Origin of the sequence: Bifidobacterium olomucense (assembly GCF_012932375.1) — a bacterium.
GTDB classification, from domain to species: Bacteria; Actinomycetota; Actinomycetes; order Actinomycetales; family Bifidobacteriaceae; genus Bifidobacterium; species Bifidobacterium olomucense.
Genome location: NZ_JAAIIG010000012.1, coordinates 1 through 20,409 on the forward strand (window position 1 = coordinate 1; position 20,409 = coordinate 20,409).

The following is a 20,409-nucleotide window of genomic DNA, read 5'->3' on the forward strand; positions in this document are numbered from 1 at the left end:
GGGCCACACGACCCACCGACGACCAGAACTGCTGGTCGACCAGCAGGCGCGAGTAGTTCTCAAGCCCCACGAACCTCGTGCCGCCGATCATCTGCTTCTTGAAGAACGAAATGTAGATGGCGTACACAATCGGGATGATGAACACGAACACGAACACCACCGCGAACGGCCACATGAACTTCCACCCACGCCAATCCGCCTTATGCTTATTGACGCGGGCCTGAGCCGTATGCTGTCCCGTCATGGCGGGATCCGCGCCCGTGGCACCCAATGCTTGCTCCGACATGTTTTGCCTCTCTCTTATTACCTATCGGCTTGCTTGCCTTGTCCGGGCATGGAAGGAGCGGGGACGCTGGGGAGCATCCCCGCTCCTGTTTGCCTACCTATTGATCTACCGACTACCCCTCAGTCCGTCTGCGGCGTCCGTCTCCTCTGGCAAGGAGAACCGGGAAAAGCCCGGACTGCGGCACAGCCGTTACTTGACGGTGACGGTGTAGCCCTGCTGCTCACCCTGCTCGGCGAGCTTCTTGCCGTAGTTCTCCAGCGCCTGTTCCAGGGTGATGTCGCCGGAGTAAGCCTTGGAGACCTCATCGCCGTAGGCGCTCTGGGCGAACGGGTTGTATGGCAGGTACTGGAACTTCTCAGTCGGGCGCTGCGCCGCCTCGGAGAGCACTTCATTCACGTTCTGCCCACCGAAGTAGTCGTTGGTCTTCTTGTTGGCTTCAGTGGTCGGATCGGTGAAGGAGTCCGAGGTGAGGATCTTCTTCAGGGACGGGAAGGTGCCGGTATCGGCCATGACCTGAGCGCCATCGCCGTGGGTCATGTATTCGATGAACTTGTAGGCTGCGGCCTGGTTCTTGGAAAGCTTGACCACGGCGAGTGCGGAACCACCGTCTTCGGCGGAGACCTCCTTGCCTTCCTCCCATTGCGGCAGCTGAGCCACACGCCAGTTGCCAGCCTGGTCCGGGGCGCCGGTCATCAGGTTGATCGGCATCCAAGCGCCGATGGTCAGCGAGGCGATGGTGCCGTCGTTCAGCTCACGGTTCCAATCGTCGGACCAGTTCGGGGTCTTGGTATCGACGAGGTCTTCGTCGATGAGCTTCTGGACGAACTTGATGTAGCGCTGCATGCCTTCGTCCTTGGTCATGTTGATGGTGATCTTCTCACCGTCGACCTTCCAAGGCTGAGCGCCGGCCTGCCAAATCTGTGCGGTGAACGGCTGATAATCGTTGGAGGTGCCAGCCAGGTTGGTGATGTAGGAGCCGGTGGTGCGAATCTTCTTGGCGGCCTCGTAGTAGTCGTCCCAAGTCTTGATGGATTCGCCATCAACGCCGGCCTTGTCGAACACGGCCTTGTTGTAGAAGAACATTTCCGGGCCGGAATCAATCGGCAACGCGTACGGCTTGTTGTTGTACTGGAGCTTGTTCCACGGGCCGGCAGCGAAGTCATCGGCAAGCTTGTCGGCTCCGAATTCGCTCAGGTCCACGAGGCCATCGGTGACGGCAAACTGGGTGACGGTCGGATCTTCGAGCATCACGACGTCCGGAGCACCGTTGCCTGCGGCGATGGCGTTGGAAAGCGCGGTGGAGGTCTTCTCTGCGGTACCGGTGTTGTTGAACTTCACGGTGATGCCAGGGTTGGCCTTTTCGAACTTGGCGATGATGTCCTTCATCGAATTGCCGGAATCCCAGCCCCAGAATACGAGCTCAGCCTTGTCGGCATCACCCTTGTTGGCGCTGCCGTCCGAGCTGCTGCCGCAGGCTGCAATGCTGACGAGAGTGGCCACGGCAGCCGTTGCCGCGAGAACTTTCTTGATGGTACGCATGAGCGATCTCCTCCTGACTTCGAAAGCATGAAAAGCACGGAATACCACTATGCATCCGAACGCCTTACGCGCTTGCCGAAGACTCCTGTTTCCTTGGGTGTTTACTTTGGTACACCCGTGTACCAATACCTTTATGATACACCCGTGTACCTATTTGTCAAAACGCTAGAACACGCCGAGAATTCCAACAGAAAATCATCCTGCGCCCACCGACCCGCTCGTCGGCACGATACGCATGCACGCATGGCACAGGCCCGCGATGAAGCCGCATGCCATCCAAGCAGCACACCCATCATCACACTTTCACTCACGGCGGAAGCCGCCCACGCCGCCGATGTGAACGCTCATATGGCGGAAGAATACATCGTGAAATCTTCACGCATAACCTTCCGCGGTCCTCTAATATGGACACGTTCCCCCATAGCTGTGTTGAGAGGAAGAAGCACATGGCGGGTCTGTCTCGTGCCACCGCGCAACAGCGAAATCCGTTGGGTACGGCCATCCGCACCCAAGGATCAGGCAAATACACGTTCGGGCTGGCGCTCAGCGCAGGCCTTGCCGGACTGCTCTATGGCTACGACACCGTTTCCATCTCCGGTGCCATAGAATTTCTACGCGCCAAATATGGCCTGAATTCGCTGATGGAAGGACTGGTCATCTCCTCCATCATGCTCGGTGCCATCATCGGCGCGGCAACGGCCGGTTTCCTCTCCGACAAGTACGGCCGTCGCCGTCTCCTTATCATCGGCGGCGCGTTCTTCTTCATCGCCGCCATCTGGAGCGCACTGACCTGGGGGCCAATCGACCTTATCGTGGCACGCACGGTCGGCGGCTACGGCATCGGCCTGACCGCATCGTTGGCAGTTACCTACATCACCGAATCAGCACCGACCAATATTCGCGGTCTGCTTTCGTTCTCCTACCAGATGTTCGCCGTATGCGGCATCTTCCTCACCAACGTCATCAACTACATCATCGCCTCGCACGGCAACAGCAGCTGGGACATCAGCAACGGCTGGCGATGGATGCTGGGACTGGGAGCGCTGCCTTCCGCCGCCTTCCTGCTGGCCATGATCGGAGCCCCGGAAAGTCCGCGATATCTGATTCAGACAGGCAAAATCGACGAAGGATTCACGGTGCTCGAACACATTCTCGGGACCGAACGGGCACGTCTGCGTACCGACGACATCAACGCGTCAATCCAACTGGAGCGTGAGATGTCCAACGAATTCCACGACCTGTTCCGCCCCGGTCTTCGACGCGCGTTGGGCATCGGCATTTTCCTGGCGGTGTTCAACCAGCTTATCGGCATGAACGCCATCTCCTACTACGGCCCGGTGATGTTCTCGCAGATGGGATTCGGCGGTGACACAGAATTCTTGGCTGCGGCAAGCGTCGGCGGCGTAGAACTGATGGCCACCGTGGTAGGCATGTATCTGATCGACACGTTCGGCCGCAAACGTCTTATGGAGATAGGCTCAGGCATGATGTGCATATTCGCCGCCTGCATATCCGTCTCATACCTATTGCACAGCCCTCTGCTGATGCTGGTATCCGTGATGGCGTTCACAGCCGCGTTCGCGTTTTCGATGGGCCCGATTCCCTGGATCGTCATTCCCGAATTGTTCCCCACATATCTGCGCGGCCGGGCAACAGGCCTGTGCGTGATGTTTCTGCTGTTCGCCAATTGGATGATCGCCCAGTTCACACCAATATTGATCGACGGGCTGGGAGGTGGCGTCGCATTCGCCATATTCGGTGTGCTGGATTTGGTTTGCATGCTTGGCGTCATTCTGCTGGTGCCGGAGACGATGGGACGTACGCTGGAAGATATCGAACGTTTCTGGCAACCGAAAACCGAACTGGCTTCTGCCAAGTATGCGCTGAATTCAGCTGACGCGAATATCCGCCATGCGGAGGCGACGTTGCGGCGTGTGGAAAACGAACGTATGCAGGCATTGGGCATCATGTCCGCAGCGCAACATGCGCGCGCCGTCGCCCAACAACGTGTATTCGCACTCGAAGCGGCCGAGCGTGAACGGCTCGCTGCAATACATGCAGCCGCACAGCCGACCAAGGCGACGCAGTCAGTCGCCGCGTCCGCCCAGAATCCCCAACAAGACTCACCGCAAGAAGCCGCACATGGCACCGTCAAACAGTCACGCCACCGGTTGCCGCAACCCGCTCGCACAGCTACGAGCGCCTCGCATCAGTTGGCATGCAACGCCGTACCTGTGCCGCCGAATCCTCCGCTACCCGCCCGGCCGCACGAATCCGCCGGTACCAACGACACCGACCGCACCAACCGCACCGGCCACATCAGTGACGACAGCCATGATGCCGCGATGCTCAGCGGCTCAGACGCCGAAGATGCAGCTCGCGCAGCAGTCGATACGTTGGACGAGGAGATGCCCGACGATCTTTCGGCATTGTTCAAGCGTTCTCGCACCTCACATCTCGACGCCGATGACGATCCTACCGGCGGCATACTGCTATCGCCGGCCATCGAAGCGGCGTGCGCCGCACCGGCCTATACCGAACGCTTCGAGCATGAAACCGAAGACGCCCGCGAAGCCCGTGCCATCGATGCAGCACTGGATTCGCTGGACGCCTTCATCAAAGCCTGACCTGTTTCAGATAAGCCGCCTCGGAGTGGGTCAGTCTCGGCTACGCATCCAGCACCAGCACCGAGTCGGCGATACGCATGGCAGACTCGCGATGCGAGACCAGTACCACCGCACTGCCGTGATCGACAGTCGTCTGACGGATCGAGCGCAGGATCATCGCCTCGTTCAAGGCATCCAAACGACTGGTCGGCTCGTCGAACAGGATAAGGTCCGCCTTACGCAGGAACACGCGGGCAAGACCGATGCGCTGGCGTTCGCCTTCCGAAAGGCGGTCGCCCAGCTCCCCCACTTGGGTGTTCAGGCCCTCAGGCAATGAGTCGATAAGATCAAGTACCGAAGCTTTGGCCAATGCCTCGCGCAATCGAGCGTCGAGGATGTCAGGCTGGATGGATTCGATCTGTGATTGAGGCAGTGCGATCAGGAGATTGTCCCGAACCGTACCATCGAACAGATGGGTTTCCTGGCTCATCATCGCTTGAATGCTACGCCGATGGTGGGCGTCAATATCCGGCAGCGGCGTGCCGGAAAGCGCAACCTGTCCCGATTGCGGATCCCAGTAGCGCATCAATAGCTTCAACATCGTGGACTTGCCCCGACCGGACGGTCCCTGCACGCCCAGAATGCCATGGCGGGGGACGTCAAGATTGAAGTCCGCAAGAATCGGAGCGGTACCGCTGGAAGCGCCCGGATAGGAGAACGCCACGTGGTCGAGGCGCATGCCATCGTATTCGGGGGTGGCAGTGCCGGTTTCCGCAACGGCCGGAGTCTCGTCCATAATGCCGAACAGTCGGCGTGCGGCGGCAAACGTCTGTGTGAGATTCGCCGGCAGCGCACTCAGCGCGAGCGTTGGGCCGAACGAGCTGACAAGCAGCACGAATGCGGTGACCAGTGAGGGAATGTCCATCGGATTCGCTGCGGCGAGACGCAACGCCAGAACCGTCGTGATTCCCATCAGCAGGAATACCAGCAGGCCGCCGATGCCGGCGAACCGGCCGTTGATCCTGCTGAGCCGGGCATGATCACGCCACAAAGCGCGCGTACGCTCTTCAATACCATGGGCACGCTCCTCGCCGCGGCCGAAACGGATGATCTCGTCCAAGCCGCGCATATCGTCGAGCATCACATCATCCAGTCTGCCGGCCGCGCCTCGGATGGCAGGACCGAGATTATGCACACCGGTGGCGAAGAACTTCGGTACGATGACGCCGATCGTCAGATGGCTGACGATAAGCATCAACGCCATCCACGGGTTGAGCGTGGCGATTGCGATGGTGTACACGACGGTGGTGGTCGCGGCGATGGCCACCGGGCTGATGGTGTGGGCGAAGAAGATCTCCAGCAATTCCACATCCGTGGTGAGCATGGCAATCAAATCGCCCTTGCCCTTGCCGGAAAGCTTGGCCGGCGCAAGGCGACGCAACGACGCGAACGTCTTGGAGCGGAAGAGTGCGAGTAGATGGAAGGCCACATTGTGATTGAGATACTGCTCCACATAGCGAGTGGCACCGCGAAGCAGCGCGCAGACGATCATGCCGGCGAGCGCTGAGCCAACGCCCATATTCCACACCGGATGGCCGGCGAGCGCGAACCCGGCCACAATGCCGAACACCGGCAGGAATGTCGCCGCAAGATGTCCGACCGAGCCGGAAACGGAGGCCGCGACCATAAGCCTTGTCAGCGGACTGGCCTCTTTGAGCAGCCGTCCGACAACCTGCCACGTGGTGAGCGTGGCGGCGTCGGCCGCTTCGTCTTCCGCAACGCCGCGATGACCACCGGATGCAGCCACGTGCCGTTGGCCGGCAGCGGCGGAATCGTCGTTCACGATGTTCTCGATATCGGCCTGCGCGGTGTACAACTCGACGTATCGTCCGTCTGCGGCCATCAGGTCTGCATGCGTTCCGTTTTCGATGGAACGACCATGTTCGAGCACCACCACCTGATCGGCTTGTTCCGCATTGGCCATGCGATGAGTGATCATGATCACCGTTTTGCCGTGAGCCGCCGCGAGCTCACGGATGGTGTCGAGAATCATCGCTTCGGATTCCACGTCCACGCTGCTGGTGGCTTCGTCGAATACGAATACCGGAGAATCGTGCAGCAGCGCACGGGCGATCGCGATACGCTGACGTTGGCCGCCGGACAGGTTCGCGGCATCCGGTTCGATGACCATATCCAGGCCGGCCGGCTGCGCATGTACGAAGTCGGCGATGCGGGCCTGTTCAAGAGCGGCCCACAGACGACCGTCTACAGACCGGGAGCCCGAATCAACAGCGCCGGCACTCAAGGGCGACGCGGAACCGGAACCATCGCGCACTTCTCCGATCGGCAACGCCATCATCAGATTCTCGCGCAACGTACCGGCGAACAGATGACTGCGGGCACCGATCAAGGTGACCTCGCCCGCCAGCGCTTCGCCGGACAGGTCGCGGACTTCCGCACCACCCAGCGTCAGCGATCCCCGGTAACCGATCAGCGAACCGGACAGCAACGCGGCGGCAGTGGACTTGCCGGAGCCGGAAACGCCGACGATGGCGGTAAATCGGCCGGCAGGTGCGGTGAACGTCACGTCGGACAACGCTTCCGTACCGTCGTCGTACGAGAAGCCGACCGCATCGAAACGAACTTCAGGTGCCCTGCCGTCAGACGGCAACGCAGCAGTACCGTGCGCAGGTTCGGGAGCGTCAAGCAGCGCGAAGATACGCTTGGTCGAGGTCATGCCGTTCATGGCCACGTGGAAGAACGAGCCAAGCTGGCGCATCGGGATGAAGAATTCGGCGGACAGCAGGATGATGAACAGCAGGCCGGCCAGGGTGAGCGGGAAACCCGCACCGAACGGCATCAGATATTGCAAACCGTACGCCACATAGGTGAGCGGCCCATGCATGCTTGCGGCAGCCATTGCCGCAGACCATCCGCCGGCCCCGGCAGATACATGTACATGGGCGTAGCGCCACAATGCCACGCCGATGCCGGCTGCGGCACCACCGTATGCCACCACATCCATGGCGGTCAGGGAGCGCAGCTGAATCTGCAGCACGCGCATGGTCATCACGCGGAACGTCTCGGCCTTCTTATCCATTTCGGCGGCGGCCCGGTCGTCCGCATCGAAGTTCTTCAGCGTTTCAAGACCCTGCAGGTTATCGAGGAAGGCGGCCCCCATGTCCGTGTAACGGCCCCAGTATTTCTTGAATGCGCGGGCCGCGGTCATGGACACCATGCCGGTGACGATGATAATCAGCGGCGCACATAGCAGCATGGTGAGCGCGGAAGGCATGTCGATGGGCGCGATGACCGCAAACAAGGTGATCGGTGCCAGAATGGCGTAGAACAGCTGCGGCAGGAACAACTCGAAGAAACTTTGAATCTGTTCGACGCCTTCGCCGGCGGATTGGATCACGTCCGCCGTGGTCACACGAGATTTGTAAGACGGGCCAAGGGCCAACATCTTACGGTAGAGCTTGGAGCGCAGGGCCAGCTTGACCCGTTCAGCGGCTTCCGTACCAAGTCTGGCGGCGTGCGTGGTGGCGAGATAACGCACCCCCGCGCATACCAGCGCGAGCAGCACGTACACCATAAGATCGCCGGCCATGGGCAGCACATGGGAGCCGGAAACGTCGGACAGCGGCGTGGAACAGGCCGCATCCGGCGCGGTGTTACCGCATTGAGACGCATCGGGCGAGGCGACGCTCAGCAGACCATGCAGCAGCATGACCAGAGACAGCATGAAACCGATGTTGGCCAACAAGCTCACCCACATCAGCGCCACTTTGCCCACTACCAGCCGTCTTATGCCCGGCGCTATCTGAAACAGACGTTTATCGAACATGCCCGTCGTCCCTTCTCTTGCGTCAAGGCTCTACCGCACCGAGATCGAATCGATAATTCGCTTTCATGCACACGGTGTACGTTCGCTTCGTATCTCTCCGTTGCGAAGAGCGAGACGAACTGTTGCGAATAATCGCTTGATCTCGGTGCGGCAGAGCCTTGACATATTCAATGGCTGCTTGTCACCGTAGCGGAAGCGACAGGCACACGCCAGACTGACGCTGCTTCTAACGCTGCTTCTGCGCTGCCACAAGCGCTTCGGCGGCGGCCTTGGTGGCGATTGCACGCTCCTTGGCACGGCGGGCGCGGGCCAACTCGGCCTCGGCGGCCTTGATATCCGCTTCGGCCTGCTTGAGCTCGGCGGTGGCACGCACCACTTCCAACTGCGCGTTGGACTGATCGGACTTCGGCTTCCACAGTTCGGCGATCTCCTCCAAGGTCTTGTCCTTGGTCTCCGGAACGAAAGTGACCACGCCGAGGAAGCAGATGAGGTTGGTGCAGGCGAACACCAAGAAGGTGCCCATGCCGCCGATGGAGCTGATCAGCATCGGGGTGAACTGGCCGATGGCCCAGTTGGTGGCCCACAGGAACACGGTGCAGATACCGGTGGCGCGTCCACGCAAGTAGGTGGGGAACAGCTCCGGAATCATGATCCGCGGAATCGGGCCCATGGAGAAGGCGAAGCAGGAGGTGAAGCACATCACGAAGATGAGCATGAGCAGCTGATAGTTGTTCGCGTAGGAGAAGGAGATGCCCAAGGCGAACAGCACCATGAAGCCGGAGCCTACGGCCATCAGCTTCTTACGACCGGCCGTATCGATCAGGTACATGCCCACCACGGTGAACACGAGCTCGATGCCGCCCACCAGAGAAGAGGCCAGAAACTCGGTGTTGCCGCCGAATCCCATGTGGCTGAACATCACCGGGCCGTAGTAGGAGATGGCGTTCATGCCGATGGCCTGATTGAAGATGGCCAGGAAGATGCCGATGAGCAGGGCCTTGCGCAGGCCGGGCTTGAACAGGTCGGAGAATTGGGCGTTGGCTTCCTGCTCGGCCTTGATCTGGAGCTGGATCTCCTCGACGTCACGACGGGCCTTGTCCGAGCCGTTGATGCGTTCGAGAACCTTGTAGCCTTCTTCCACGCGTCCGGCCTGAACCAGGAATCGCGGAGACTCCGGGGAGAACCAGAGCGCGGCAACGAAAATAGCGGCCGGAATGGCGCCGATGCCGAGCATCCAACGCCAGCCGAAGTCGATGCCCCACTCATGGGAGCCGGAAGAAGCGATGAAGTAGTTGATGACGTTAGTCAGGAAGATGCCGGAGATGGTCAGCAACTGATAGGCGCTGGTCAGAGCACCGCGGATATTGGTCGGGGCCGACTCGGTGATGTAGGTCACGGCGAGCGCCGCGGCCAGACCGATGCCCACGCCGCCGATCACACGGGCCAGAATCAGCGTGAACGGGCTGAAGGTGAAGGCACTCCACAGAGCCGCCACAAAGAAGAACGCACCACCGAACATAAGGATCTTACGACGGCCGTATTTATCGGACAGGAAGCCCGAGAAGCCGGCACCGATCACGCCGCCGATCATGATGGAGCTGATGACCAGACCCTGCAGGGCCGGGCTCAGCGAGTACTTGGACTGCAGGAAGTCGATGGCGCCGGAGATGGACACGGTGTCGTATCCGTAGAGCAGACCGGCCAAGCCGGCGCTCAACGCCAGACCTACGATATAGCGGCCGGAGCCGCGGCGCTGATGTTCGTCACGTTCGGTGACCGTCGAGATGGTCTCGCTGGATTGTACTGCCTGACTCATGCAGCATCCTCTCGTTCTTCTCTATGTTTTTCCTCTGCTTAGCGTCGGTTTCAGCTCGCACTGCAGCTCATATAAGGGAGCATCTGACAGGTACCGGATGACGAAACAATCTGTCCGGCCCCGCTTGCGAGGGTCTTGTCACGGCCTTGGTACGGCCCCGCCTCAACCTCTTGTTAGCGCTAACAAAAACCGCCAATCGAGTATGATATCGCGCTTGAGCACCCCGCGCGGCCAAACGCGCACCCGATCATCGAATTGTTGTCAAACCGTTATCGATTACGGGTGGCGCCTTTCCTTCACCCCACATCGGCATCACCCTTGTAGACAACCGACAAAACCCACCCCGCAACTTCTCCGGTACCCACAACGCGCATCTTCCTACGCGAGCGTAACCTCATGGACAGAATGGCCGGAATCGTCAACAGCCATCTCCCCGAAGACGTACGATACGTCCCTTGAACCTAAGGACCCAGACAGCCATGCTCACCGAATACACCACCCCCGGCGAATCCATCGCACTCAACGACAATCAGACCATCTATTCCCTGCTGACGGATCGACTCGAACGCACCGGCGCGGACACGGTGATCGCAGCGAAAAAGCTCGGCCCCGGACACTGGCAGAACGTCACCACCGGCGAGTTCAACGACGCGGTGACCCGCACGGCCAAAGGCCTGATCGCACTGGGCATCGCCAAAGGCGACGCGGTGACCATCTTCTCCTCCACCCGCATCGAATGGGGCATTCTCGACTTCGCACTGGCTGCGGTAGGCGCTGTGAGCGTACCGATCTACGACACCGACTCCGCCTCCCAAGCGCAGAACATCATGAACGATTCCTCAGTCAAGCTGGCCATCGCAGACAACCGCGAGCGCTTCGACCGACTCGACTCAGTGAAGGACCGTTGCCCGTCGCTCAAGCAGATTCTGATGATCGACGGCAACGCACTGGGCGCACTGGAAGGTTTCGGCGTGACCGTCTCCGACGAGGAACTTGCCGAGCGCGTGGCCAGCGTGCATATCGACGATCTGGCCACCATCGTCTACACGTCCGGCTCCACCGGCAATCCGAAAGGTGTGGAGCTGACGCACAAGAACTTCGTATCCATCACCATCGCGGCCTCGCAGGCGCTGCACGAGATGATCCTGGACGACCATCCGCGACTGCTGCTGTTCCTACCGCTGGCTCACTGCTTCGCGCGCTTCATCCAGTACGCCTCCATCGCCTCGGATGACGGCGTGGTGGGCTATCTGCCGGACACCAAGTCGTTGCTGCCGGACCTACGTTCCTTCGAGCCCACGTATCTGCTGGGCGTGCCCCGCGTGTTCGAAAAGGTGTACAACGCCGCCTCGCACAAGGCCGGCGCGGGCTTCAAGGGCCGGCTGTTCCTCAAGGCCGCCGAAGCCGCTCGCGTCTGGAGCCGCAAGGAACAGGCGGGCGAGAAGCACACGTTGGGCGAGATCGCCGAGCACGCGAAATACGAGACGCTGGTCTACCGCACAGTGCGCGGCGCATTGGGCCCGCGCATCAAGTACGTGGCTTGCGGCGGCGCTCCGCTGTCCTTGGATCTGGCGCACTTCTACAACGGCATCGGCCTGCCGATGATTCAAGGCTATGGCATGACCGAAACTGCCGCGCCGTTCGCCGCCACCCGCGTGAGCGACAATGTGATCGGCACCGTAGGCCAGCCCGCCCCTGGCTCCTCCATCCGCATTTCCGATGAAGGCGAGCTGCAGGTCAAGGGACCGAACGTGTTCCGCGGCTATCACAACCTGCCGGAGAAGACGGCCGAGGCGTTCACCGCTGACGGTTGGCTGCGCACGGGCGATCTGGCGGAGATCGACGACGAGGGCCGCATCACCATCACCGGCCGCATCAAGGACATCATCATTACGGCCGGCGGCAAGAACGTCTCCCCCATCCCGCTGGAAGAGGAGATCGCCAAGTGCCCGATCGTGGAGCATTGCGTGGTGGTGGGCGACCAGCGTCCGTTCATCGGCGCCCTGGTGACGCTCGACCCGGAGTCGCTGGCCGTCTGGCTGCCCGCGCACGGCCTGTCCACCGACACCCCGGTGGACCGTCTGGCCACGAACGCGGCGGTACGCGAGGAGATCCAGCAGTACGTGGACAAGGCGAACGCCACGGTCTCCCGCGCCGAGTCGGTGCGCAAGTTCGCGGTGCTGGACACGCAGTTCACCCAGGAGAACAAGTGCCTGACGCCATCCCTGAAGGTGGTGCGCCCGGCCGTGAACCGCGTGTTCGCAGATGTGATCGACAGCGAGATCTACAACGGCAAGCGCTGAGCGGCCCGAATGCTCAAATAGCCCAACAGTGAAGTGGCTGGTTTTCCACCGCATAGTTCGTCGGTGGAAAACCAGCCACTTCGCGTATCTGCCGCCAACCGCCGTCAGCCACCGAGCGCGTAGAGGACTTCGTCGTACTCGATGATGATCGTCTCATCCTTCTCGGTATCTTCGCCGGTTGCGCCGGAGTTGTCGGACTCCGTTTTGCCGGTCCGTCCATCACCGGTAGCGGCGGACTGCCCGCCTGTGACGGTAGCCGGTACCTGCGGCTGATGCCTGAGCACATAGGTGGTGTTCGCGTCATCGGTCCGTTCGATGCCACGCGCGAACCGCTTGTCCGAGGTGACGATCCGCCCCTTACGCCACCACCATTCACGAATCTGCCCTTTGCCGTCGTGGTGGACGGTCACCGGGTCGAGGGTGCTCGGTTTCTCGGCCCAGTCGGCGCTGATGTTCGGGTCGTACCAGAGGATGCGCACCGAAATGCCGCCCGCGTCGTCGGACGAAGCGCCTCCCTGCGCATCATCGGCGACTTGTTGCGCCGGCCCCACGCCACGCACCACGAGCTTCAGTACGGATTCGCGCCCGGCCCGTACATCATCGATGAACTTGTCGATGCGCTTCTGATCCGGGTTGAAGTACCACGGGTACGATTCGCCGCCGGAATAGCCCTGCCAGCCGTCCACGGCCTCGCCGCCGTACGCATAGCCCTGCGATTCCAGCTGCGCTTCGGTGACGTTCGGGTCAAGGGCGACCAGTTCGTCATAGATCTTCTGGGAGGTCATGCGCGTGGATCGCTGCCAGACGAACGCGCCGGTCACGATGACGGCGAACGACAGAAACGCCGCCAGCAGCCACCACCACAGAGGGCGAGCGGTACGAACGCCGCCCGACTGACGTTTCAGGCTACAGTTCTCATTCGGCACGGGCGTATGGTTGCGCAGTGCCTGCATTGCCTTGTTCATCGCGGGCCTCCTTGCTCGGGTGATGGTTGTCGGTCGTCCAATCCATCCGTGATGCCGGTTCATACAGCACCCATCGGGTGAATTGATGGTTCCAGACTATGGCCCGTCTTTCCAAGAAGCATAGCCGCTGACATGCGCCGCATGACATCGGTTACGGCTCGGCGTGGCGAGCGCCATAGACTATGGGTTATGAAACAGGGGAACACCGGCCGCATCACCATCGCCTTGGTGGACAACGACGCGATGGCGTTGATGGCGTTGCGTTCGCTGCTGGCCCGCGAGGGGTTCGCGGTGCTGTGGACCGCGCAGTTGGGAGCGGCCGCAATTCAACGATGCATACGCACGCAAGACCGTCCGGATGTGCTGCTGGTAGACATGGCGCTAACGGATATGACCGGCGTCGATGTATGCCGGGCCGTGCGTCGCTGGGCACCGGAGCTGCCGATGGTCGGTATGACCGCTTATGACCCGGCTGTCTACCGTGACGCCGCGCTCGACTCCGGGGCGACCGATGTCATCAGCAAAGACGACATTGCGGCCATCGCCCGAATCATTCGTCATCTTGCCATCCAACATGCCGCCGCTGGACTCCCGGACAACGCCGCACCATCCACCGCACCCACCGTGCATGCCACCGGCATGGAGCCTCGGACGACAGGCGAATCGGACAGACATCCGGCGCGATCATTCGCATTGTCCGCGCAGCAAGCGACCATCATGCGGCGGTATGCGGACGGCCGTTCCACCGAAGAGATCGCCGCCGAGCTTGGCATCTCGAAAGGCACCATCTTCTCGCAGGTCGCCAGGGTGCGCGAGAAGCTGCACGCGAGGGACCGCGACGAGGCGGTGGCCCTATGCCGCCGATACTTAAGGATGTGAATCATGGGCACCATCGATTTCGGCGGCAAAGATGCTCGCAAACGTTTGCTTTGGGATGCGCGCACCCGACTGCTGCTGGCGTGCGCGGTGATTCCGGCGGCAATCGAGACCGCGTACCTGCATGCGGCGGGTGAGGCCGGCGATGTCACGTTGCTGTTCACCTTGCTCGCTACCGTATGCAGTCTGCTCATGGCACTGCTGCCGAACGTTGGCGGCTGGGCGATTGTGGCGCTCTGGGCGGCACGGTGCGTGGTACCGCAGGCCACGCCGTTTTCGATACTGTTCTGTCTCTTGATGGCCGTCACGGTCATGACGTATCTCAATGCGGGCATGGCTCTGGCCGCGGCGGTGATCGCCGAGGGGGCCACGGCGGCACGTATCTGGCTGTACCCGTGGGATTCCTCGGTATTTACCATCGTGTGCGCTACGGCCGCGTTCCTGATGGTGGCGATCTGGCTTGGCTCGATGATGAGCTGGCGCGAACAACAGGAGATTGCGGCCCAAGAGCGTGCGGAGCTCTTGCATGAACTGGCCGATCGTGAGTTGGCGACGCAACTGCATCATTCGGTGGCCAACGATCTGACCACAATTCTGCTGCTGGCCCGGCAATTGGATTCGGATGCGGTACGACGTGAGGCTCACGGCGAGACGGATGCGTCGGAGAGCATCAGCATGCCAAACGGCGGGCAGTCGGCTCCCATACATGATTCTGGTCTGGAACACACCAATCCGATCGAACACATCGATGAGGCCGAGACCATCTCCCTCATCGAACGGACCGCAACCGAATCATTGGTCAAGGTCCGCGCGCTTATCGCGGAATTGGATCGGACCGACTCGGTCGGGGCAGACACGGAATTCGCGACGGCACGGTCCTCGGCAGCCAACGGAGACGGCCATGATTCCTCCGCAAACGGTAGCGCACCATCAGCTTGTGGCAAATCACGACATAAGCACGCAGTCCTACGACCATCGCACATCACAGAGATTTCAACGACCGAGTTGCGCGAGCTCGGCGTGACCCTTGACGAACGGCTGCACGCGAACGGACTGGTCGGCGAGACCATCATCAGTGGGGAAGAATCCTCGGAGTGTACGGATGAACGCAAGGGCGCGTTGTTGGATATTCTGCACGAAATCGTCGGCAACATGATGAAATACGCCGATCCTGCAGCGGGCTACTGCATCGCAATCACGCTTGGGGCGGGGCTGGCCACGGTGTCAGCATCGAACGGCAGCGCAGCAGAAGGTACGGCCGAACCAGCCCACACCGGCAACACTGATAGCCCGGCATTGACCGGCGGCACGGGGCTTAACCGATGCCGGCAGGCTGCGGAATCGCTGGGCGGCGAATTCACCGTCTCCACCGATGGCCCGGCATGGACGGCGCTCGTGAGATTGCCGCTGATCTGACAGCCGGCATCTCGATGATGTGGGTGAGGCACTTGAGAATGACTGTCGGGTCCGTTTTCGTGTCACAACAAGCGAAATCGGGCGTTTCAGTATTTTCGTGACAAGCGACTTCGGAACCTCGGCACGTACTCATCCCCATTTGCTTGCCACAAGATAGGAAAAGAAGTCATTCTCGGCTTATGTGGCACGAAGAATTGTCACAAAACCGCAATATCGACATTGTGGAACGATTGTGACAAAAAAAGGGCCGCTCCGGTTTCCCGAAGCGGCCTCTGAAACGCTCAGCACTCACCTCAATTGACGAGTGCGGTATCGATGCGGCGGAAGGTGAAGGAGTACGGAGGTACTTCGAACCTTCCACCGCACCGATGACGCTCCGTCAATCAGTGCTGGTTGTTGAGACGGTGGTACATCTCGGACAGCTCCAGCTCCTTCTCGAACTGGCGGGCGGTGGTGTTCTCGTCGATGACGGCGAGTTCGACACCGGCCATGCGGGCGAAGTCCTCCCAAGCCTCACGACCGACGGAGGTGGTCATGCAGGTGTGGTGAGAGCCGCCGGCGGTAATCCAGCACTGGATGGCGGTCTTCAGGGACGGCTGAGGCTTCCAGACGGCGCGAGCGCACGGCAGCTCCTTGAGGGAGCCCTGATGCTCGACGACGTCCACGACGTCCATGAGCAGACGGAAGCGTTCGCGCTCGTCGGCCATGGAGACCACGACGGCGTCCTTCTTCGGAGCGCCGGAGAAGACCAGACGCACCGGGTCGGCCTTGCCGCCGATGCCCAGCGGGTGGATCTCCAGCTTCGGCTTGGCGATGGTGCCGATGGACGGAGAGACCTCAAGCATGTGGGAGCCCATGTCGAGCTCGTTGCCTTCGGTGAAGTTGTAGGAGTAGTCCTCCATCAGGGAGGCGCCGCCGGGCAGACCGTAGCCCATCACGGCACCGATGCGGACGAGGACGGCGGTCTTCCAGTCGCCTTCAGCGGAGAAGCCCCAGCCGTACTCGGACGGGAAGCGCTGCGGGCCAACGCCCGGCAGCTGCGGCAGAGCGCCCAGATCCTCGAAGTTGTCGACGCCGGCGGTGCAGCCGTTGGCGCGCATCATGTTGACCATGGCAGCCTCTTCCTTGGCTGCGATGAACAGGGAGTCGTACTTGGCGTCCAGCAGGGCCGGGTCAACGTCGTACTTGGCCTTGTAGTCCTCGATGATGTCCTTGACCTGATCGTCCTTGACGGCGTCGTAAGCGGCGACGAGCTCGTTGACGGCCCAGGTGTTGATGGAGGCGCCGAACACGCGCTCGGCTTCGGTCTTGTCGCCTTCGGTGACGGCGACGTTACGCATGTTGTCGCCCCAGCGCATGACCTTCATGTTGTTGGAGGCATCCCAGCCGGCGCAGGCGCGGGCCCAGGTGCCGACCTTCTCGGCGACTTCCGGATCGGTGTAGTGGCCGACGACGATCTTGCGCGGGATGCCGAGGCGGGAGACGATGTAACCGAACTCGCGGTCGCCGTGGGCGGCCTGGTTCAGGTTCATGAAGTCCATGTCGATGGTCTCCCACGGAATCTCCTTGTGGTGCTGGGTGGCCAGCTGCAGCAGCGGCTTGGTCAGCACTTCGAGGCCGCGGATCCACATCTTGGCCGGGGAGAAGGTGTGGCACCAGGCGATGACGCCGATGACGTTCGGGTTGGCGGAGGCTTCGACCATGAACTGCTTGACGCCGTCGGAGGACTTCAGGGTGGGCTTCAGAACGATCTTGGCAGGGATCTTGCCGGTGGCGTTCAGGTAGTCGACCATTTCGGCGGAGTGAGCGGCGACCTGGCGCAGCGCTTCCTCACCGTACAGGTCCTGCGAGCCGACGCCGAACCAGATTTCCTTGCCCTCAAAGGGGTTTTCCATTGCCATAATGGCTCCTTCATTTACTTCGTTGTGTGGAGTGTTTAAAAATCAGTACTGACAGAGTCAACGGTTATTTGATGCGTGCGACCTCTAGGCGTGGAAGGCGAAGGAGCTGAGCCGTCTAGCAGACAGTCCAGTGGACTGTCTGTAGGCGAGGGGAGCGGCTTGACGCGACGGTTGCGCGAAGCGCAACAGGTACTTCAAGCCTTCCACGACGACGAGGACGCTCCATCAAATCAGTGCTGTCCGTAGACGTTGGTGTAACGGTCGTTCAGCTTCGCAATATCCTCATCGCTGATCGGGATGATGTCGCCGAGCTGCTTGGCGGCCCACATGGTGTGAGCGACCTCCTCGGTCATGGCAGCGGCCTTGACGGCGGCCTCGGCATCCTTACCGATGGTGAAGGGGCCGTGGTTCTGCATGAGGACAGCCGGGGACTTCGGGTACTTCTTCAGGGTCTCGACGACGCCCTCGCCGATGGCTTCGGAGCCGATGAGACGGAACGGTCCGACCGGCACCGGGCCGCCGAACTCGTCGCCCATCATGGTCAGGCCGCAGGGGATGTTCTGACCGGTGGCAGCCCAGGCGGTGGCGTAGGTGGAGTGGGTGTGAACCACGCCGTAAACGTCGGGCATGTGACGGTAGATGTAGGCGTGGGAGGCAGTGTCGGAGGACGGAGCCTCAGCGCCGTCGACCACATTGCCGTCCAGATCGCACACGACCATGCTGGACGGAGTCAGGTACTCGTAGCGCAGGCCGGAGGGCTTGATCACCATCAGATCGGCGGTGTGCAGACGCTGGGAGACGTTGCCTGCGGTCCACACGACCAGATTCCACTTGATGAGCTGCTCGTGCAGGGTGGCGACAACCTCGCGAACCTGCTTGACTTCGGCGCGAACCTCGGGGCCGTAATCAGCCAGAGTTGCCATTGTTGGTTTCCTTTCCAATGAGTTGGATAGACGTTTACTGAAAAATTACTTGTCTTCGAGATCGATGGACTCGATGGCGGTGTGCTCGATGGGCAGACCCTTGGTGAAGCGGGCGAAGAAGTCCTCGAAACCGATCACGTCGGCAGCGACCGGGCTTTCAGTGGTGGACTCGGCGTCCTTGAACACGCAACCGTCCAGATAGTCGGCCAGGTTGGTGTGGTCCTCGTTGGTGTTCCACAGGTAGTTGGCGAGCACTGCCATGCCCCATGCACCGCCTTCGGCGGCGGTGGACATGACCTTGATCGGGGTGTTGAAGGCGGCGGCAAGAATGCTCTGCGCCACCTTCGGGGTGGTGAAGATGCCGCCGTGGCCCACGAGGGAATCCACCTGAACGTGCTCCTGCTTGGTCATGACATCCATACCGATCTTGACCGGGGAGAACGCGGAGAACAGCTGGGCGCGCATGAAGTTGCCGAGGGTCATATTGGCCTCGGGGCTGCGTGCGAACAGCGGACGACCTTCGGGCAGACCGGCCAGGAACTCGCCGGAGCGGAACGGATAGTTCAAAAGGCCGCCGCAGTTGTCGTCCACATCATCGGCGATGGCCGCACGGAACAGGGTGCCGTACAGCGTACCGGCATCCACCGGGGTGCCGAGCTCCTTGGCGAACTGACCGAACAGTCCAACCCAAGCGTTGAGGTCGGAGGTGAAGTTGTTGGCGTGGCTCATGCCGGCAAGATCGCCGGCCGGGGTGGTAACGAGATCCACTTCCGGATGCAGAGCCTTGAGCTTGTGCTCCAGAACCACCATGGCGAAGATGGAGGTACCGGCGGAAACGTTACCGGTGCGCACACGCACGGAGTTGGTGGCCACCATGCCGGTGCCGGCGTCGCCCTCAGGCGGGGCGAGCACGATGCCGGGCTGCAGAGTGCCGGACGGGTCGAGCAGCTTGGCGCCTTCCTCGGTGAGCTCACCGGCCGGCGTTCCGGCCACGAGCGGAGTGGGCAGCAGGTTCTCCAGCTTCCACGGCTGAGCCGCCACCTCAGGCAGAGCGTCGAACTTTTCGATGAAGTCGGTCTCGTAGGTGTGGGTGGTCGGGTCGATCGGGAACATGCCGGAGGCATCGCCGACGCCAAGCACCCTCCTGCCGGTCAGCTTCCAATGCACATAGCCGGCCAGTGTGGTGAAGTAGGCGATCTTGGAGACGTGGCTCTCCTTGTTGAGCACGGCCTGATACAGGTGGGCGATGGACCAACGCTCCGGGATGTTGTACTGGAACAGCTCGGAAAGCTTCTGATGGGCTTCGGAGGTGTTGGTGTTCTGCCAGGTGCGGAACGGGACGAGCAGCTCGCCGTTCTCGTCGAAGGCGAGGTAGCCGTGCATCATGGCGGAGAAGCCGATGTGTCCGATATGGGTGAGCTTCTCACCATATGCGGTTTCCACATCGTTGGCCATGGATGCGTAGGCGTGCTGCAGACCACCCCAAATCTCCTCGGTGGAGTAGCTCCACAGGCCATCTTCCAGATGGGAGGCCCAGCTGTAGTCGCCGGAGGCGATGGTGTGGAAGGTGTCGTCGATGAGGACGGCCTTGATGCGGGTGGAGCCGAATTCGATGCCCAGCGTGGTCTTGCCCGCGCGAATCTTCTCGGCAATAGTGGCGACCTGTTCGGCCGCGTTGTCGGTTGCTGCCATATCTTTCCTTTGCCTAGGAGCGCTTCCGGTCCCTTCCTTGGGAGGTTTTGTTAGCGCTCACAATTTCCAAAAATCATTGTACCGATAACCCGCATTCGACACAACTTATACCGTGTCCCGAAAGATAACGGTTTGATAAACAGGATTTCGCACCGGTCATAACCGTTGCAATTACCGGGATTCAGTACCAGTCATAGACGCGTACGGACACCACAGGCGCCGTGGCCTCCGTACGCGTC

11 protein-coding genes and 1 pseudogene are annotated in these 20,409 nt (G+C 61.1%); 4 read left to right on the forward strand and 8 right to left on the reverse strand.

The features are described 5' to 3' along the window. Together G1C97_RS10165 and G1C97_RS10170 are read right to left on the reverse strand one after the other, a co-directional pair. A pseudogene (locus tag G1C97_RS10165) lies at nucleotides 1–286 on the reverse strand (carbohydrate ABC transporter permease); the annotation flags it as partial. 189 nt (nucleotides 287–475) lie between these two features. Then, nucleotides 476–1,825, reverse strand: a complete 1,350-nt coding sequence (locus tag G1C97_RS10170; protein WP_169241655.1) for an ABC transporter substrate-binding protein — start codon at nucleotides 1,823–1,825, stop codon at nucleotides 476–478. Between the two features lie 446 nt (nucleotides 1,826–2,271). Here G1C97_RS10170 and G1C97_RS10175 point away from each other — a divergent pair, with 446 nt between their 5' ends. Then, on the forward strand, nucleotides 2,272–4,452 hold the full coding sequence (locus G1C97_RS10175) for a sugar porter family MFS transporter (RefSeq protein WP_169241656.1): 2,181 nt from the start codon (nucleotides 2,272–2,274) through the stop codon (nucleotides 4,450–4,452). Nucleotides 4,453–4,492: 40 nt separating this feature from the next. Here the strand turns inward: G1C97_RS10175 and G1C97_RS10180 are convergent, their stop codons facing one another. Further along, the gene (locus G1C97_RS10180; RefSeq protein WP_169241657.1) at nucleotides 4,493–8,278 is read right to left on the reverse strand and encodes a thiol reductant ABC exporter subunit CydD/CydC; all 3,786 of its coding nucleotides are present in this window, start codon (nucleotides 8,276–8,278) and stop codon (nucleotides 4,493–4,495) included. 226 nt (nucleotides 8,279–8,504) lie between these two features. Then, nucleotides 8,505–10,094, reverse strand: coding sequence for a sugar porter family MFS transporter (locus G1C97_RS10185; protein ID WP_169241658.1), 1,590 nt, complete (start codon nucleotides 10,092–10,094; stop codon nucleotides 8,505–8,507). Between the two features lie 479 nt (nucleotides 10,095–10,573). Between G1C97_RS10185 and G1C97_RS10190 the strand changes: the two genes are divergently transcribed. Then, nucleotides 10,574–12,397 carry an AMP-dependent synthetase/ligase gene (locus G1C97_RS10190; protein ID WP_100496433.1) on the forward strand — a complete coding sequence of 608 codons (1,824 nt, stop codon included), beginning with the start codon at nucleotides 10,574–10,576 and terminating at the stop codon, nucleotides 12,395–12,397. Nucleotides 12,398–12,501: 104 nt separating this feature from the next. On the opposite strand, the gene G1C97_RS10195 is transcribed toward G1C97_RS10190, so the two are convergent. Continuing rightward, on the reverse strand, nucleotides 12,502–13,362 hold the full coding sequence (locus G1C97_RS10195) for a hypothetical protein (RefSeq protein WP_169241659.1): 861 nt from the start codon (nucleotides 13,360–13,362) through the stop codon (nucleotides 12,502–12,504). Between the two features lie 189 nt (nucleotides 13,363–13,551). On the opposite strand from G1C97_RS10195, the gene G1C97_RS10200 reads away from it, so the two are divergent. Together G1C97_RS10200 and G1C97_RS10205 are read left to right on the forward strand one after the other, a co-directional pair. Further along, nucleotides 13,552–14,241, forward strand: coding sequence for a response regulator transcription factor (locus tag G1C97_RS10200; protein WP_165775858.1), 690 nt, complete (start codon nucleotides 13,552–13,554; stop codon nucleotides 14,239–14,241). Nucleotides 14,242–14,244: 3 nt separating this feature from the next. After that, complete coding sequence (locus tag G1C97_RS10205) at nucleotides 14,245–15,654, forward strand: hypothetical protein (RefSeq protein WP_169241660.1); 1,410 nt, start codon at nucleotides 14,245–14,247, stop codon at nucleotides 15,652–15,654. 383 nt (nucleotides 15,655–16,037) lie between these two features. On the opposite strand, the gene araA is transcribed toward G1C97_RS10205, so the two are convergent. The 3 genes from araA to G1C97_RS10220 form a co-directional block, all read right to left on the reverse strand. Continuing rightward, a complete protein-coding gene (araA, locus tag G1C97_RS10210) occupies nucleotides 16,038–17,555 on the reverse strand; it encodes an L-arabinose isomerase (protein WP_169241661.1) in 1,518 nt (505 codons plus the stop codon). A 230-nt stretch (nucleotides 17,556–17,785) separates the two neighbouring features. After that, nucleotides 17,786–18,478, reverse strand: coding sequence for an L-ribulose-5-phosphate 4-epimerase (locus tag G1C97_RS10215; RefSeq protein ID WP_100496438.1), 693 nt, complete (start codon nucleotides 18,476–18,478; stop codon nucleotides 17,786–17,788). Between the two features lie 45 nt (nucleotides 18,479–18,523). Beyond that, nucleotides 18,524–20,170: a xylulokinase gene (locus tag G1C97_RS10220; RefSeq protein WP_169241662.1), complete on the reverse strand. Its 1,647-nt coding sequence runs from the start codon at nucleotides 20,168–20,170 to the stop codon at nucleotides 18,524–18,526. Nucleotides 20,171–20,409: the final 239 nt, after the last annotated feature.

Excerpts from the sequence above, each read along its gene's own strand:
- G1C97_RS10170 (WP_169241655.1), bottom strand. The coding sequence starts at position 1,825 with ATGCGTACCATCAAGAAAGTTCTCGCGGCAACGGCTGCCGTGGCCACT.
- G1C97_RS10175 (WP_169241656.1), top strand. The coding sequence starts at position 2,272 with ATGGCGGGTCTGTCTCGTGCCACCGCGCAACAGCGAAATCCGTTGGGT.
- G1C97_RS10180 (WP_169241657.1), bottom strand. The coding sequence starts at position 8,278 with ATGTTCGATAAACGTCTGTTTCAGATAGCGCCGGGCATAAGACGGCTG.
- G1C97_RS10185 (WP_169241658.1), bottom strand. The coding sequence starts at position 10,094 with ATGAGTCAGGCAGTACAATCCAGCGAGACCATCTCGACGGTCACCGAA.
- G1C97_RS10190 (WP_100496433.1), top strand. The coding sequence starts at position 10,574 with ATGCTCACCGAATACACCACCCCCGGCGAATCCATCGCACTCAACGAC.
- G1C97_RS10195 (WP_169241659.1), bottom strand. The coding sequence starts at position 13,362 with ATGAACAAGGCAATGCAGGCACTGCGCAACCATACGCCCGTGCCGAAT.
- G1C97_RS10200 (WP_165775858.1), top strand. The coding sequence starts at position 13,552 with ATGAAACAGGGGAACACCGGCCGCATCACCATCGCCTTGGTGGACAAC.
- G1C97_RS10205 (WP_169241660.1), top strand. The coding sequence starts at position 14,245 with ATGGGCACCATCGATTTCGGCGGCAAAGATGCTCGCAAACGTTTGCTT.
- araA (WP_169241661.1), bottom strand. The coding sequence starts at position 17,555 with ATGGCAATGGAAAACCCCTTTGAGGGCAAGGAAATCTGGTTCGGCGTC.
- G1C97_RS10215 (WP_100496438.1), bottom strand. The coding sequence starts at position 18,478 with ATGGCAACTCTGGCTGATTACGGCCCCGAGGTTCGCGCCGAAGTCAAG.
- G1C97_RS10220 (WP_169241662.1), bottom strand. The coding sequence starts at position 20,170 with ATGGCAGCAACCGACAACGCGGCCGAACAGGTCGCCACTATTGCCGAG.